Origin of the sequence: Pseudomonas sp. OF001, assembly GCF_904426495.1 — a bacterium.
GTDB lineage: Bacteria > Pseudomonadota > Gammaproteobacteria > Pseudomonadales > Pseudomonadaceae > Geopseudomonas.
Map to the genome: position 1 here is coordinate 124,685 of NZ_CAJGBM010000056.1, position 13,467 is coordinate 138,151.

Annotated in this window: 16 protein-coding genes and 1 tRNA gene; 9 read left to right on the forward strand and 8 right to left on the reverse strand. The window is 69.1% G+C overall.

Features of this window, described 5'->3' with window-relative positions; genetic code table 11:
* Positions 1–209 precede the first annotated feature (209 nt).
* The 3 genes from RA210_RS19200 to RA210_RS19210 are packed head-to-tail and all read left to right on the forward strand — an operon-like array spanning position 210 to position 1,606.
* Entirely contained in the window at positions 210–683 is a 474-nt protein-coding gene (locus RA210_RS19200) for a type II secretion system protein (RefSeq protein ID WP_136490958.1), read from the forward strand.
* 4 nt (positions 684–687) lie between these two features.
* Positions 688–1,062, forward strand: a complete 375-nt coding sequence (locus tag RA210_RS19205; protein WP_136490957.1) for a type II secretion system protein — start codon at positions 688–690, stop codon at positions 1,060–1,062.
* Positions 1,049–1,606, forward strand: coding sequence for a type II secretion system protein (locus tag RA210_RS19210; protein WP_201487685.1), 558 nt, complete (start codon positions 1,049–1,051; stop codon positions 1,604–1,606). Before RA210_RS19205 ends, RA210_RS19210 begins: the two co-directional genes overlap by 14 nt.
* A 9-nt stretch (positions 1,607–1,615) precedes the next feature.
* On the opposite strand, the gene RA210_RS19215 is transcribed toward RA210_RS19210, so the two are convergent.
* Entirely contained in the window at positions 1,616–3,451 is a 1,836-nt protein-coding gene (locus RA210_RS19215) for a sulfatase-like hydrolase/transferase (protein ID WP_201487686.1), read from the reverse strand.
* A gap of 349 nt (positions 3,452–3,800) precedes the next feature.
* Here RA210_RS19215 and RA210_RS19220 point away from each other — a divergent pair, with 349 nt between their 5' ends.
* Positions 3,801–4,487 carry a phenylalanine--tRNA ligase beta subunit-related protein gene (locus tag RA210_RS19220; RefSeq protein WP_136490954.1) on the forward strand — a complete coding sequence of 229 codons (687 nt, stop codon included), beginning with the start codon at positions 3,801–3,803 and terminating at the stop codon, positions 4,485–4,487.
* Positions 4,488–4,495: 8 nt separating this feature from the next.
* On the opposite strand, the gene alkB is transcribed toward RA210_RS19220, so the two are convergent.
* The 3 genes from alkB to RA210_RS19235 form a co-directional block, all read right to left on the reverse strand.
* Positions 4,496–5,173 carry a DNA oxidative demethylase AlkB gene (gene alkB / locus RA210_RS19225; RefSeq protein WP_201487687.1) on the reverse strand — a complete coding sequence of 226 codons (678 nt, stop codon included), beginning with the start codon at positions 5,171–5,173 and terminating at the stop codon, positions 4,496–4,498.
* Between the two features lie 126 nt (positions 5,174–5,299).
* On the reverse strand, positions 5,300–6,274 hold the full coding sequence (dmeF, locus tag RA210_RS19230; protein ID WP_201487688.1) for a CDF family Co(II)/Ni(II) efflux transporter DmeF: 975 nt from the start codon (positions 6,272–6,274) through the stop codon (positions 5,300–5,302).
* Between the two features lie 8 nt (positions 6,275–6,282).
* Positions 6,283–6,561, reverse strand: a complete 279-nt coding sequence (locus tag RA210_RS19235; protein ID WP_136490952.1) for a metal/formaldehyde-sensitive transcriptional repressor — start codon at positions 6,559–6,561, stop codon at positions 6,283–6,285.
* Between the two features lie 170 nt (positions 6,562–6,731).
* Here RA210_RS19235 and RA210_RS19240 point away from each other — a divergent pair, with 170 nt between their 5' ends.
* Entirely contained in the window at positions 6,732–6,977 is a 246-nt protein-coding gene (locus tag RA210_RS19240; protein WP_328821122.1) for an MFS transporter, read from the forward strand.
* Positions 6,978–7,033: 56 nt separating this feature from the next.
* On the opposite strand, the gene RA210_RS19245 is transcribed toward RA210_RS19240, so the two are convergent.
* Positions 7,034–7,123 (reverse strand) — tRNA-Ser (locus RA210_RS19245).
* A gap of 162 nt (positions 7,124–7,285) precedes the next feature.
* Between RA210_RS19245 and earP the strand changes: the two genes are divergently transcribed.
* Both earP and efp read left to right on the forward strand, forming a co-directional pair.
* Positions 7,286–8,431, forward strand: coding sequence for an elongation factor P maturation arginine rhamnosyltransferase EarP (gene earP, locus RA210_RS19250; protein ID WP_201487689.1), 1,146 nt, complete (start codon positions 7,286–7,288; stop codon positions 8,429–8,431).
* A gap of 34 nt (positions 8,432–8,465) precedes the next feature.
* Positions 8,466–9,041, forward strand: a complete 576-nt coding sequence (gene efp / locus RA210_RS19255; RefSeq protein ID WP_136491432.1) for an elongation factor P — start codon at positions 8,466–8,468, stop codon at positions 9,039–9,041.
* A 59-nt stretch (positions 9,042–9,100) separates the two neighbouring features.
* On the opposite strand, the gene RA210_RS19260 is transcribed toward efp, so the two are convergent.
* Complete coding sequence (locus RA210_RS19260; protein WP_201487690.1) at positions 9,101–10,054, reverse strand: LysR family transcriptional regulator; 954 nt, start codon at positions 10,052–10,054, stop codon at positions 9,101–9,103.
* Positions 10,055–10,152: 98 nt separating this feature from the next.
* Between RA210_RS19260 and RA210_RS19265 the strand changes: the two genes are divergently transcribed.
* Positions 10,153–10,908: a sulfite exporter TauE/SafE family protein gene (locus tag RA210_RS19265; RefSeq protein WP_201487691.1), complete on the forward strand. Its 756-nt coding sequence runs from the start codon at positions 10,153–10,155 to the stop codon at positions 10,906–10,908.
* On the opposite strand, the gene RA210_RS19270 is transcribed toward RA210_RS19265, so the two are convergent.
* The gene (locus RA210_RS19270) at positions 10,898–11,749 is read right to left on the reverse strand and encodes a LysR substrate-binding domain-containing protein (RefSeq protein WP_201487692.1); all 852 of its coding nucleotides are present in this window, start codon (positions 11,747–11,749) and stop codon (positions 10,898–10,900) included. The two genes, RA210_RS19265 and RA210_RS19270, sit on opposite strands and share 11 nt — an antisense overlap.
* Before the next feature lie 108 nt (positions 11,750–11,857).
* Between RA210_RS19270 and RA210_RS19275 the strand changes: the two genes are divergently transcribed.
* Positions 11,858–12,073 (forward strand): DUF1127 domain-containing protein, encoded by a 216-nt coding sequence (locus RA210_RS19275; RefSeq protein WP_236574816.1) that lies wholly within the window; start codon positions 11,858–11,860, stop codon positions 12,071–12,073.
* Here RA210_RS19275 and RA210_RS19280 read toward each other — a convergent pair.
* Positions 12,070–13,416: a class II 3-deoxy-7-phosphoheptulonate synthase gene (locus RA210_RS19280; protein WP_201487694.1), complete on the reverse strand. Its 1,347-nt coding sequence runs from the start codon at positions 13,414–13,416 to the stop codon at positions 12,070–12,072. The two genes, RA210_RS19275 and RA210_RS19280, sit on opposite strands and share 4 nt — an antisense overlap.
* Between the last annotated feature and the right edge of the window lie 51 nt (positions 13,417–13,467).

Below are 13,467 nucleotides of genomic sequence, written 5' to 3' on the forward strand. Positions count from 1 at the left end.
ACAGCGGGCGGGTGTACGTCGCCCTGTCGCGCAGCGGCAGCAGCGGGGCGACCGGCGAAGGCGGCCTGCTGCGCCTGCGCGTCCGCGCGCTGGCGCCCAGCGAGGCGGCGCCGATCCGCCTGCTGACCTTCTCGGCGGTGGGGCAGGGCAACCGCCTGGTCGCGGCGGCCCTGCCGCAGCCGATGACCCTGGCGGTCGGACCCTGAGCCATGAAACGCGCCCAGGCTGGCTTTTCGCTGGTCGAGGTGGTGGTGACCGTGGCCATCGTGGCCCTGCTCGCCGGAATCGCCGCCCCCCTGACCGAGACGGTGGTGCGCCGCGGCAAGGAGCAGGACCTCAAGCAGGCGCTCTATCAGCTGCGCGACGCCATCGACGCCTACAAGGTCGCCGCCGATGCCGGCTACATCGAGAAGAGCGCCGACAGCTCCGGCTATCCGGAATCGCTCGAGGTGCTGGTGGAGGGGGTGCGCGACCTGCGCAGCCCCAAGGGCGCCAAGGTCTACTTCCTGCGCCGCATCCCCCGCGACCCCTTCGCCGACCCCGAGCTGCCGGCAGCCGAAAGCTGGGGCCTGCGCAGCTACGACAGCCCGGCGGACGACCCGGAGGAGGGCGAGGACGTGTTCGACGTCTACTCGCTGGTCGATGGCGTCGGGCTCAACGGGATTCCCTACCGGGAGTGGTGACAGCATGAGAAGACAGGCCGGCTTCACCCTCATCGAGCTGATGGTGGTCATGGTGATCATCGCCACCTTGCTGACCATCGCCGTCCCGCGCTACTTCACCAGCCTGGAGAATTCCAGGGAGACGTCGCTGCGCCAGAGCCTGGCAGTGATGCGCGAGGCGCTCGACCACCACTACGGCGATACCGGGCGCTACCCCGATTCGCTGCAGGCGCTGGTGGAAAAGCGCTACCTGCGCCAGCTGCCGGTGGACCCCATCGTCGAGCGCAGCGACAGCTGGGTGACGCTGCCGCCGCCGGCCGGGGCCGAGGGCGCGGTGGGCGACGTCAAGAGCGGTGCGCCCGGCATGGCGCGGGACGGGACGGCCTATGCGGAGTGGTAGCGCGGCAGGCGGTCGCCAGGCTGGCTTCACCTACCTCGGCGTGCTGTTCCTGGTCATGCTGATGGGCGCGGCGCTGGCCGGCGCCGGCCAGTTGTGGTCGACCGTCAGCCAGCGGGCCCGGGAACGCGAGCTGCTGTGGGTCGGCACCCAGTACGCCCAGGCGCTGCGCAGCTACTACCGCGCCTCGGTCGGCGTCGCCCAGTATCCGCAGCGGCTCGAGGAGCTGCTGGAGGACAAGCGCGTGCCGAACGTGCGCCGCCATCTGCGCCGCCTGTATCCCGATCCCATCACCAACAGCCTCGACTGGGGACTGGTGCGCTCCTTCGACGGGCGCATCACCGGGGTGTACAGCCGCTCCGAGCGCGCGCCGCTGAAGGTGGCCGGCTTTCCGCCGCAATGGACGGATTTCGCCGGCACCGCCAGCTATTCAGGCTGGCGCTTCGTGGCCGAAAGCGCCTTCCTCGAAACGCCGCAGTCCGGCGGGGGCGGCGAGGACGACGCACCGCCGGTCCCCGGCGGCCCGGCCGGCAGCGGCCGGCCGTAGACGCGCGGCTCAGTGGGCGAGGAAGCGGCGCAGGCTGCCCATTTCCACCTGGATCAGCGGCATCTTGGTCTGCAGCACCCTGGTGCTGTTGCTCACCTGGCGGTCGTCGGCGTGGCTGACGTCCATGCCGGCGAAGCTGCCGCTGGCGAACGGCAGCACCAGCTTGTACTGCTCGCCGAGGAAGGCCAGGCGGTCCCAGTCGCCGGCCAGCAGCAGGCGGTCGGCCTTGGGTTCGAACAGGCTGTGGCCGATGGCGTAGTCCTGGCCGGGGTTGCGCACGCCGAGCAGCGGCAGCAGGGTCGGCAGCAGGTCGACGTGGCTGGTGCGCAGGCTCTCCCGGTGCGGTTCGCGGCCGGGAATCCACAGCACCAGCGGCACGCGGATCTGCTCGTCGACGAAGGTGGAGTTGTGGCCCCAGCGGCCCTTCTCCATGAACTCCTCGCCATGGTCGCCGGTGATCACCACCAGGGTGTTGTCCAGCAGGCCGTTCTGCTCCAGGTGCGCGGTGACCCGCGCCAGCTGGCTGTCCAGGTGGTGCACGGCGTTCAGGTAGCGGTTGTGGATGCCCTTGATGTCGCGGGACAGATCCATGCTGGCGTAGCTGAAGTCCGGCAGATAGTCAGGCTCGATCACCGACTCGGGCGGGAAGTTGTAGTTGGCGTGCGGCGACTCGAAGAACAGGAAGGTCATGAACGGCTTGGCCGGATCGCGCCGGTCGACGAACTCCAGCAGGCGGTCGACGTTGCGGCGGTCGCGCTCCCAGGTATTGCCCTTGTCGTCCTCGACCATCTGCTCGCGCGGCACCTTGACGAACAGGGTCTTGTCGAACTCCGGATAGCTGAAGCGCGCACTGGTGAACAGCTTGATCTGGTAGTCCTGCTGCTGCAGCACGTCGATCAGCGGGCTGCCGACGCGGGCGTCGAGCACCGGGAACCACAGGTTGGCCGGCAGGCCGTAGAACTGGCTGAACATGCCGATGCGCGTGCCGTTGCCGCCGGAGAAGTGGCTGACGAAATGCTGGGCGCGCTGGGCGAAGGCGTGGGTCTGCGGCATCACCCGCTCGTTCAGGGTGTCGGCGCGCCACGACTCGGCGACTAGCCAGACGATGTTCAGCGGCTTGGCCGGAGCCTCGATGCGCAGCGGTGCCTGCGGGTAGCGCAGCTGGCCCTTGAGCTCGGCGCTGGCCACTTCCATGCGCTGCGGGCGCTCCAGGCCGAACTGCTTCTCCAGCACGCGGCGCATGGTCAGCGGCTGGTAGAAGGGCACGCGCTGGGCGCTTTCCAGCAGCGGGCTGTAGCCGTAGAAGTGGCCGACCCCGTAGCTCACGCGCTCGCCGAGGGTGGCGACCAGGAACAGCGGCAGCACCCAGGCCAGCCGCGGCGCCGGCAGGCGCAGGCGGGCCATGCCGTGGGCCAGCAGGCGCAGCAGGCCCTGGCCGGCGAAGATGCCGACAGCCAGCAACGCCACCTCGCGCTCGGTGGACGCCGAGGAGCCCAGTGCCTCGATGCCGCCCGGGGTGGTGACGATGTTCCAGACGAAGCCGTTGAGGTGGAAGCCGTACAGCTGCCAGAGCAGGTGGTCGCCGTACAGCGCCAGTTGCACCACGCCGGCCAGCAGCACGGAGAGCGCCGCGCCGGTCCGGGGGGCGAAGCGGCCCACCAGGCGACTGATGGCCCAGGCCGGGGCGACGAACAGCAGCGCATAGCTGCCGATCAGCACCAGTTGGTAGACCAGCAGCCAGGAAGACGGGGCGAGATCGAAGAAGCGCCCGAGGTTGACGGCCACGGCCAGCCAGGTGAGCAGCCAGTAGAAGGCGCCGGGGCGGCGCGGTACAGCAAGCGGCATGGTTGATCCTTGCGTTGTCGGGTTGTTGTTGGGTAGGACCGGGTGGACAGGGTTTCCCGGTCAGGATGACCGGAGACGGTAGCGCGGGAGACTTAAGGCAGACTTAATCGAAACGGGAGCGATCCTTTGCAGTGCGTTGTGGTCGCCATTGTGACACTTGCTTCGTTTTGTCGCACTGCGCGGCGGCAGATGCAGCCAGAGCCTCGGCAATGACCTTGATCTGCAAGGAAAACGCCGTCTGGCACGGATAGTGCTTGGATATGCGCCATATGCTGCCGCTCGACACGGCCTGCCCGGGGCAGGACCACAACGCATCGTCACGGCGCCAGTCCCCATCGGAGCTCCCACCATGCTGATGCCAGTTTTCCGTCTCGATACTCCCGCCGAACTCGGCCTCAAGGCCATCGCCTTCACCCTCCACGGGCTGAACAACCGGCTGGCGACGGCCCGCCTGCAGCATCGTCTGGTCGAGCTGCGCGCCGCCTTCGACGCCGAGCGCTGCCGGGGCGTGCAGCAGGGCTTCGGCGTCCTGCGCCGGCAGATCGGGCGGCTGCCCGCGGCCCTGCCGCCGTCGCCGCAGGCCCTGCTCGATCTGTACCAGGCCCGCGGCCGCCTGCCCAACGTCTCGCCGCTGGTCGATCTGGCCAACCAGTGGTCGTTGAACAGCGGTCTGTCGATCTCGACCCATGATCTGGCGCACCTGCGCCTGCCGGTGACCCTGGCCCTGACCCGCGGCGGCGAGCGCTTCCAGGTGCGCGACAGTCTGCCGCCGGTGGCGCTGCCGGCTGGCGAGTACGCCTGCTTCGACGGTCGCGGCCAGGTGCTGAGCCGCCTGGAGGCGCTGCAGTCGGCCGCCACCGCGGTGCGCAGCGAGACCCGCTCGGTGCTGGTGATCGTCCAGGGACACGCGCAGACCGAGAGCGACTACCTGTACGGCGTGGCCCAGGGGCTCAAGGCCGATCTGCAGGAGTATTGCGGCGCCAGCCTGGTCCGCCCGGTGACGGCGCCGCTCGAGCGCTACGCCATCGCCCGCTAGCTAGACGTTCAGCCGGCCTTGCGCAGGGTGAAGTTGATCCGCCGGGCGCCGAGCAGCGGGTGCACTGCCGCCTTGACCGGCAGGATGCCGTGAAAGCGCAGGCGGTCCTCGCCACCCCACACCAGCACATCGCCGTGGGCCAGCGGCACCCGCCGTGCCGGCTCGCGGCGCGTGTATCCGCCGAACAGGAACACCGCCGGGATGCCCAGCGAAACCGAGACGATGGGGTGCGCCAGGCTGCGCTCGTCGCGGTCCTGGTGCAGGCCCATGCGCGTGCCGGGCAGGTAGCGGTTGACCAGGCAGGCGTCCGGCGCGAAGTCGGCGAAGCCCGCGGCCGCCGCCGCTTCCCGGGCCAGATGCAGGAATGCCGGGGGCAGCGCCGGCCAGGGGCGGCCGCTCAGCGGATCGAGCGGCTCGTAGCGATAGCCGCGGCGGTCGCTGGTCCAGCCCAGGGTTCCGCAGTTGGTCAGCGCCACCGACATCGTCTGCCCTCCGGGGGTGAGCATCTGCCGGAACGGCGCCGCCTGCTCGACTTCCGCCAGCGCCGGTAGCAGCGCCTCGACGAAGGGCAGGGCGAAGCCGCGCAGCAGCCAGGCCTGTGCGCCCAGCCGCTCCGTGGCAGGCAGCGGTTCGGCGAGGCTGGCGAACAGGTCGGGGGTGATCGGTGGCGGGGTCTGCTGCGGCATGGCGAAGCGCCGGTTGGCGTGGGGGTTCCCGACTTTACCCCGTCGCTCAGTACAGCGAAATGCCCGCAGAGCGCACTCGCCCGGCAAGCCTGCGGGCGATCCCTTCTGGTGACCGTCGCAGCGTTTTCATGCGCTCGCTCCAGCGGACAGCTCGGGGCAGTGATGGATCTCGATGGTCGAGTGGACGATTTCCTCGTGCACCGACAGGCGCTCGCGCACGTCATCCGGCGTCAGCGTCGCATCCTGGGTCACCACCGTCATGGCGCAGGAGTAGACCTGCTTGCCCACCCGCCAGACGTGCAGGTCGGCGATCCGGGTTGCCCCGGCGTCGCTCGCGGTTTCCACGACTTCGCGGATCTCGTCGACCACCGGGTGATCCATCTCGCGGTCGAGCAGCACCTTGCCGGTGTCGACGATCAGCCCCCGGGCCCACACCGCGACCAGCACGGCACCGACGATCCCCATGAGCGGGTCCAGCCAGGCCCAGCCATACAGCCAGCCGCCGAACAGGGCCACGATGGCCAGCACCGAGGTGGCCGCATCGGTGATGACGTGCAGGTAGGCCGACTTCAGGTTGAGGTCGTGATGATGGTCGTGGTGATCGTGGCCGTGCCCGTGGCCATGGGAATGACCATGGTCGTGATGGTGCGCCTTGCCGAGGATCAGCGCGCACACCAGATTGACCAGCAGGCCGAGGATGGCGATGGCGATCGCCTCCAGGTACTGGATGGGCTGCGGCGAGAGGATGCGCTCCACCGAACCCACCACCATCATCACGGCCACGCCGAGCAGGAAGATGGCGCTGGAGAAGCCGCCGAGGATCTCGATCTTCCAGGTGCCGAACGCGAAGCGCGGATCCCTGGCGTAGCGCCGGGCCGTGGCATAGGCCAGCGCGGAAAGGCCGATCGCCACGGCATGCGAACTCATGTGCCAGCCATCCGCCAGCAGGGCCATCGAGTTGAACCACCAGCCCGCGGCAATCTCGACCACCATGGTCGCAGCCGTGATCCACATCACCACCCGGGTGCTGCGTTCGGCGGCGGAGTTGCCGGTATCGAAGACGTGGTCGTGCATCCATCGGGACAGTTTGTCGGCGTGCATGGCAGCTCTCACTTCAGGTAGGTGCGCAGGACGGCGATCAACTCATCGGCACCTTGACGGCGCTCGGCGTCGCTGGTGATCGCCGGGTCGGCGATGTGCGCGCGCACGTGCTCCTCGAGCACCTCCACCATCAGGCCGTTGATGGCGCCGCGCACGGCAGCGATCTGGTGCAGGATGTCGGCGCAGCCCTTCTCGGCCTCGAGCGCGCGCTCCAGGCCCTCGACCTGACCCCGGATGCGTCGCACCCGTCCCAGTAGCTTCGACTTCTGATGGATGATGTGGCCCATGCTCGCCGCCCGGATATGGTATAGGGGGGTATGGTATCAGAGGCGGAAGAAAGGCGTCGGCGCAGCCTGCTGGCCCTTGGGCTGGTCGTGCTGATGGCGGCCGACCTGGTGCTCGCGGCGAGCGACCACTGGAGCGTCGTCCTCGCCGGTGTGGCGCTGTGGGGGGGCATATGGGCATCACGCAGGGACTGCTGGCGACTATGGTGGCCGATACCGCGCCGGCCGACCTGCGCGGCACGGCCTACGGCTTCTTCAGCCTGGTCAGCGGCATCGCCATGCTGTTCGCCAGCGTCGTCGCCGGTCTGCTGTGGCACAGGCTGGGGGCGGCGGCCACGTTCCAGGCGGGGGCCGGTTTCTGCGTGATTGCCCTGCTCGGCCTGGCTTGGCGCGCGGTGGCGCGGCCGCCCCGAGGTTGATCGGGGGGAAACGAAAAAGCCCCTGATTCTCCAGGAGAATCAGGGGCTTTCAAATATGGCGGTGAGGGAGGGATTCGAACCCTCGATACGGTTTCCCGTATACACACTTTCCAGGCGTGCTCCTTCAACCGCTCGGACACCTCACCATATTTGACATCGCCGGGGCGTTGCCCTGTCGACGGCGCACAATGTATTCGAAGCCTTTTCGAAAAGCAAAGGTTTTTTCAAATTTTTCATTGGCTTAGGGCTGCGCAGAGGCGTGGCGGGGTTCCTGCTAGACTGCGCGCCGGCAAGTGACGGAGGCGCGCATGGCGAGCTGGGACATTTTCTGCAGTGTGGTGGACAACTACGGCGACATCGGGGTGACCTGGCGGCTGGCCCGTCAGCTGGCGGCCGAGCATGGCCACCGGGTGCGCCTGTGGGTCGACGAGCCGGCGGCGTTTGTCGCGCTCTGTCCCCAGGCCGATGCCGGGCTGGCCTGCCAGGTGGTGGCCGGGGTGGAGGTCTGCCACTGGGCGGCGGACTGGCAGCCCCGGGCCCTGGCCGACGTGGTGATCGAAGCCTTCGGCTGCACGCTGCCGCAGGCCCTGGTGGCGGACATGCGCGCCGCCGAGCGCCAGCCCCTGTGGCTGAACCTGGAGTATCTCAGCGCCGAGGACTGGGTGGTCGGCTGCCATGGCCTGCCGTCGCCCCAGGGCCAGGGGCTGCGCAAGTACTTCTTCTTTCCCGGTTTCGTCGCCGGTACCGGTGGCCTGCTGCGCGAGCGCGAGTTGCTGGCGCGGCGGCAGGCGTTCCAGGCCGATGAAGCGGCGCGGCGCGCGTTTCTCGCCGGCGTCGGCGTCACCGTGCAGGCGCAGGCGCGGCTGATCTCGCTGTTCGCCTATGAGAATCCCGGTCTTGGCGAATGGCTGGATGCCCTGGTCGCCGACGCGCAGCCGACCCAGTTGCTGGTGCCGCGCGGGCGCATTCTCGGCGATCTGCGCCAGTGGCTGGGCGAGACGGCGGAGCTGGAGCCGGGGTTCGTCGCCCGCCGCGGCAATCTGCAGCTGCAGGTGCTGCCGTTCGTCTCTCAGGATGACTACGACCGCCTGCTGTGGTGCTGCGATTTCAATGCGGTGCGCGGCGAGGACTCCTTCGTGCGCGCGCAGTGGGCGGGGCGGCCGTTGCTCTGGCACATCTACCCGCAGCAGGAGGACGCCCACTGGGACAAGCTGGAGGCGTTCCTGGCGCTCTACCGGCAGGACCTGTCCGCCGGGGCGGGGCATGCCCTGCAGCAATTGTGGCGGGCGTGGAATGCCGGGGCGGGCATGGGGGAAGCCTGGCTGGCGGCGCAGCGGCACTGGCCGGAGTGGCAGGAGCATGCGCAGAACTGGTGCGCGGAGCAGGCCTCTCGTCCTGATCTTGCCGCTGCGCTGGAACAGTTTTACCAAAATTCGCTATCATGCGCGGCTTAGATCTTGTACCTCCAGTCACATCCGGATATTTCGCATGAAAACCGCACAAGAAATGAAGGCCAACAACGTTGCCCTGATCGACGGCCAGCCGTGGCTGATCCAGAAGGCCGAGTTCACCAAGTCCGGTCGTAACAGCGCCATCGTCAAGATGAAGCTGCGCAACCTGATCAACGGCTCCAAGACCGAGACCGTTTACAAGGCCGACGACAAGATGGAGCAGGTCATCCTCGATCGCAAGGAAGTGACCCTGTCCTACATCAGCGGTGAGGACTACGTGTTCATGGATCCGGAGTACAACTCCTATGAACTGCGTGCGGAAGATCTGGAGAGCGTCCTGCCGTTCATCGAGGAAGGCATGACCGACGTCTGCGAAGCCGTGTTCTTCGAAGGCAAGGTGATCTCCGTCGACCTGCCGACCACCATCGTGCGTCAGGTCGTCTACACCGAAACCGCTGCCCGTGGCGACACCAGCGGCAAGGTGATGAAGCCGGCCAAGCTGCGCAACGGCACCGAAGTCAAGGTGGCCGATTTCGTCAACATCGACGACTGGATCGAAATCGACACCCGCGACGGCTCCTACAAGGGCCGTACCCAGGCTCCGCAAGCCTGAGTCTGACGCGAGTACCCCAGAGCCCGGCCTAGCGCCGGGCTCTGTCGTTTCTGCGCGGCCTATCTGTCGAAGCGGGCCTGCAGCGCCAGGTCCCACGGGGGCAGCGAGCCGAAGCGGTCCTTGAGGAACTCCAGCAGCAGGCGGGTGCGCGAGGCGGCGGGCTGCGGCAGGCGCAGGGCGTAGATGCCGCTGGGTTCGGGTGGCGGCAGGCCGGCGTGGCAGAACAGCGGCACCAGTTCGCCGCGCAGCAGGTGGTCGCTGATCAGCCAGGTCGGCAGGTGGGCGATGCCGAGGCCGGCGACCGCCGCGAACAGCAGGGTCTCCGCGTTGTTGGCGGTCATCCGCAGGCGCCCGGGGCGGATCAGGCGGCTCTGTCCGTCGATCTCGAAGCGCCAGGCGTGCGGCGGCGCCAGGGCATCCCAGTCCAGGCCGTCGTGTTCGGGCAACTGGCGCGGATCGCTGGGCGTGCCGCGGCGCTTCAGGTAGTCCGGGCTGACGCAGGCGATGCGCCGCATCGGCGCCAGCGGCGTGGCCACCAGGCGGGTGTCGGCCAGCGGGCCGATGCGCAGCACCAGGTCGACCTCGCCGAGATGCTCGCCCTGCAGGTCGACGAAGCTGTCGATCAGTCGCAGCTGCACGTCCAGTCCCGGCCAGGCCACCAGGAACTCGGCGATCGCCGGCGCCAGGTGGCGGCGGCCGAAGGGCGCCGGGGCGTCGATGCGGATCAGCCCCTCCGGGGCCTCGCTCAGCGACACCGCCTCGGCGCGCGCCAGACGCAGCTCGTCGAGGATACGCCGGGCGCGTTCGGCGAAGGCCAATCCTGCCGGGGTGGCCCTGACCGCATGGGTGCTGCGCTGGAACAGCGGGCTGCCGAGGGACTGCTCGAGGGCGTCGATGCGCCGCGCCACCGCCGAGGGGGTGAGCTGCTGGCGGCGGGCGGCGGCGGAGAAGCTGCCGCAGGCCAGCACATCGAGGAACAGGGCGAGCTGGGTGGTCAGGGCGTCGGGATTCATGGCGTATCTGCTTTGCAGGATCTGCACAGCCATTGTGCGTGGCTTTGCGTTTCCCGGCCAGCCATGGCTGCGTAGCATGCGCCTTTTCCGGAGGTGCCATGACTCTCTCGGTGTTCTTTCTCGATCTCGGCCTCGGCCTGCTGCTCGGCGCGCTGGGCGGCCTGTTCGGCATCGGCGGCGGCCTGCTGGCCATTCCCGCGCTGGCTCTGCTGTTCGGCCTCGACCAGCAGCTGGCCCAGGGCACGGCGCTGGTGATGGTGGTGCCCAACGTGCTGCTGGCGCTGTGGCGCTACCACCAGCGCAACCGCATCGAGTGGCGGCACGCGCTGCTGCTCGGGGCGTCCTCGTTCTGCCTGGCCTGGATCGGCGCCGCGCTGGCGGTGGGGCTGGAGGCCGAGGCGATGCGTCGCGGCTTCGTCGGCTTCCTGCTGGCGCTGGCCGCGTGGAACCTGACCCAGGTGTTCCTGCGCACCGGCGCCGGCAGCGCCGGGCTGAGCCGCCCCTGGCCATGGCTGGGCGCGCTCGGCGGCGGTGCCGGGCTGGTCGGCGGACTGTTCGGCGTCGGCGGCGCGGTGGTGGCCACGCCAGTGCTGACCCTGCTGTTCGGCGTCAGCCAGGTGGTGGCCCAGGGGCTGTCGCTGGCGCTGGCGGCGCCCAGCACGGCGGTGGCGCTGGCGACCTACGCCGGCCACGGCCAGGTCGACTGGGCGACCGGTCTGCCGCTGGCGGTCGGCGGCCTGCTGAGCATCGGCTGGGGCGTCCGACTGGCCCATGCCCTGCCGCAGCGGCTGCTGCGCGGCCTGTTCACCCTGTTCCTGCTGCTGTGCGCCGCGCTGCTCGGCCTCAAGGCCTGAAGCCGTCGGCAATGTGCTCGGCGAGGGCGTCGGTGACCGGCGACTCCGAGCCGGGGCGGCGCAGCAGGGCGATGCTGGTGGTCGGCAGCGGCGGCAGACCCTCGGCCTCGCCGAGGATGCGCAGGTCGGCAGGGATCAGGCTCTGCAGCTGGGCGGTGACGGCCAGGCCGGCGCCGACTATCGCCAGCAGCGCCGCGAGGCTCGGGCTGCTGTAGGCGATGCGGTAGGGGCGGCCGAGGGCGTCCAGGGCGTTGCACGCCCAGGCCCGGCAGAAGCAGCCGCTGTTGAACATCGCCAGCGGCATCGGCGACTGCTCGTGGGGGCTGAAGCCGCGCGCCTCGGCCCAGACGAAGCGCTCCTGGCGCAGTAGTCGACCGATCTCGCTGCCCGGCTCGCGGGTGACGATGCTGAAGTCGAGGTCCTGGCGCTGCAGCAACTGGTACGACGGCTCGCAGTGCACCTCCACCTGCACCAGCGGGTGGCTCTGCGCGAAGCGCGAGAGGATGCCGGGCAAAAAGCGCATCACGTAGTCGTCCGGGGTGCCGATGCGCACCGCGCCGACCATGTGCGGCTCGCGCAGGGTGGCCAGCAGCTCGCCCTGCAGCTTGAGGATGCGCCGCGCGTAGCCGAGCAGCACCTGGCCCTCGGCGGTCAGCCGTACCTGGCGGCCGTCGCGCGCGAACAGCGCGCGCTGCAGCACGTCCTCCTCCAGGCGCTTCATCTGCATGCTCACTGCCGACTGGGTGCGGTTGACCGCCTCCGCCGCGCGGGTGAAGCCGCCGTGGTCGGCGATGGCGACGAAGGTGCGCAGCAGCTCGCTGTCGATGCTCGGATAGCTCATTCATCAACCCCCGAGATGTCTGTCATCACAAGTATTCGTTGGATTGATCCTATGCCCGCGCCGAGACTGAATCCACAGGCAGAGGAGGATCAGGCGATGAAAGGGCAAATGCAGGTAGTGGGAAGCGGGCGGCGGGAGGTCCTGCCACCCTGGTGGCGACGGGCGTGGCAGCGGGTGCGGCGCTGGCGGCAACTGGCGCGCCAGCGCCGCCAGCTGGCCATGCTGAGCGACGCGACGCTCAAGGATATCGGCCTGAGCCGTGCGGACATCTGGGTGGAGAGCCACCGGCCGTTCTGGGACGACCGGGGCTCGCGTCAGGATTAGCGCCGTACCTGCTTGAGGGTCTCGGCGATCAGGAACGCCAGCTCCAGCGACTGGTCGGCGTTGAGGCGCGGGTCGCAGTGGGTGTGGTAGCGGTCGGACAGGCCGGCCTCGGTGATCGGGCGGGTGCCGCCGATGCACTCGGTGACGTTCTGCCCGGTCATCTCGATGTGGATGCCGCCGGCGTAGCTGCCCTCGGCCTGGTGCACCTGGAAGAAGCGCTTCACCTCGTTCAGGACCTGGGCGAAGTCGCGGGTCTTGTAGCCGCTGCTGGCCTTGATGGTGTTGCCGTGCATCGGGTCCGAGCTCCACAGCACCAGGCGGCCTTCGTCCTCGACCGCGCGGATCAGCTGCGGCAGGTGCGCCTCGACCTTGTCGGCGCCCATGCGCACGATCAGGTTGAGGCGCCCCGGGTCGTTGTCCGGGTTGAGGATGTCGATCAGGCGCAGCAACTCGTCATGCTGCATGCTCGGGCCGACCTTGACGCCGATCGGGTTGCCGACGCCGCGCAGGAGTTCGACGTGGGCGCCGTCCAGCTGGCGGGTGCGGTCGCCGATCCACAGCATGTGCGCCGAGCAGTCGTACCAGCCGCCGGTCAGGCTGTCCTGACGGACGAAGGCCTGCTCGTAGTTGAGCAGCAGCGCCTCGTGGGCGGTGAAGAAGCTGGTCTCGCGCAGCTGCGGGGCATCCTCCAGGCCGCAGGCGCGCATGAACGCCAGGGTCTCGTCGATGCGGTCGGCCAACTGACCGTATTTCTCGTTCAGCTCGGCGTTGGCGATGAAGTCGAGGTTCCACTGGTGCACCTGGTGCAGGTCGGCGAAGCCGCCCTGGGCGAAGGCGCGCAGCAGGTTGAGGCTGGCGGTGGACTGGTGGTAGGCCTGCAGCAGGCGCTCCGGGTCCGGCACCCGGCTCTTCTCGTCGAAGCCGATGCCGTTGACGATGTCACCGCGGTAGGCGGGCAGGGTGACGCCTTCGATAGTCTCCTCGCCGGCCGAGCGCGGCTTGGCGAACTGGCCGGCCATGCGTCCGACCTTGACCACCGGGCAGCCGGCGGCGAAGGTCATGGCGATGGCCATCTGCAGCAGCACCTTGAAGGTGTCGCGGATCTTGCCGGCGGAGAACTCGGCGAAGCTCTCCGCGCAGTCGCCGCCCTGCAGCAGGAAGGCGCGGCCCTGGGTGACCTCGGCGAACTGCCGGCGCAGCTCGCGCGCCTCGCCGGCGAACACCAGCGGCGGATAGCCGGCGAGGGTCCGCTCGACGCGCGCCAGGTGCTCGGCGTCGGGGTACACGGGTTGCTGCTGGATCGGCTTGCCTCTCCAGCTGTCGGGGCTCCAGGTCTGGCTCATCACTGCTCGCCTTGCGTGTGTCGGTATGCCGGCTATGGTAACCGATCGATC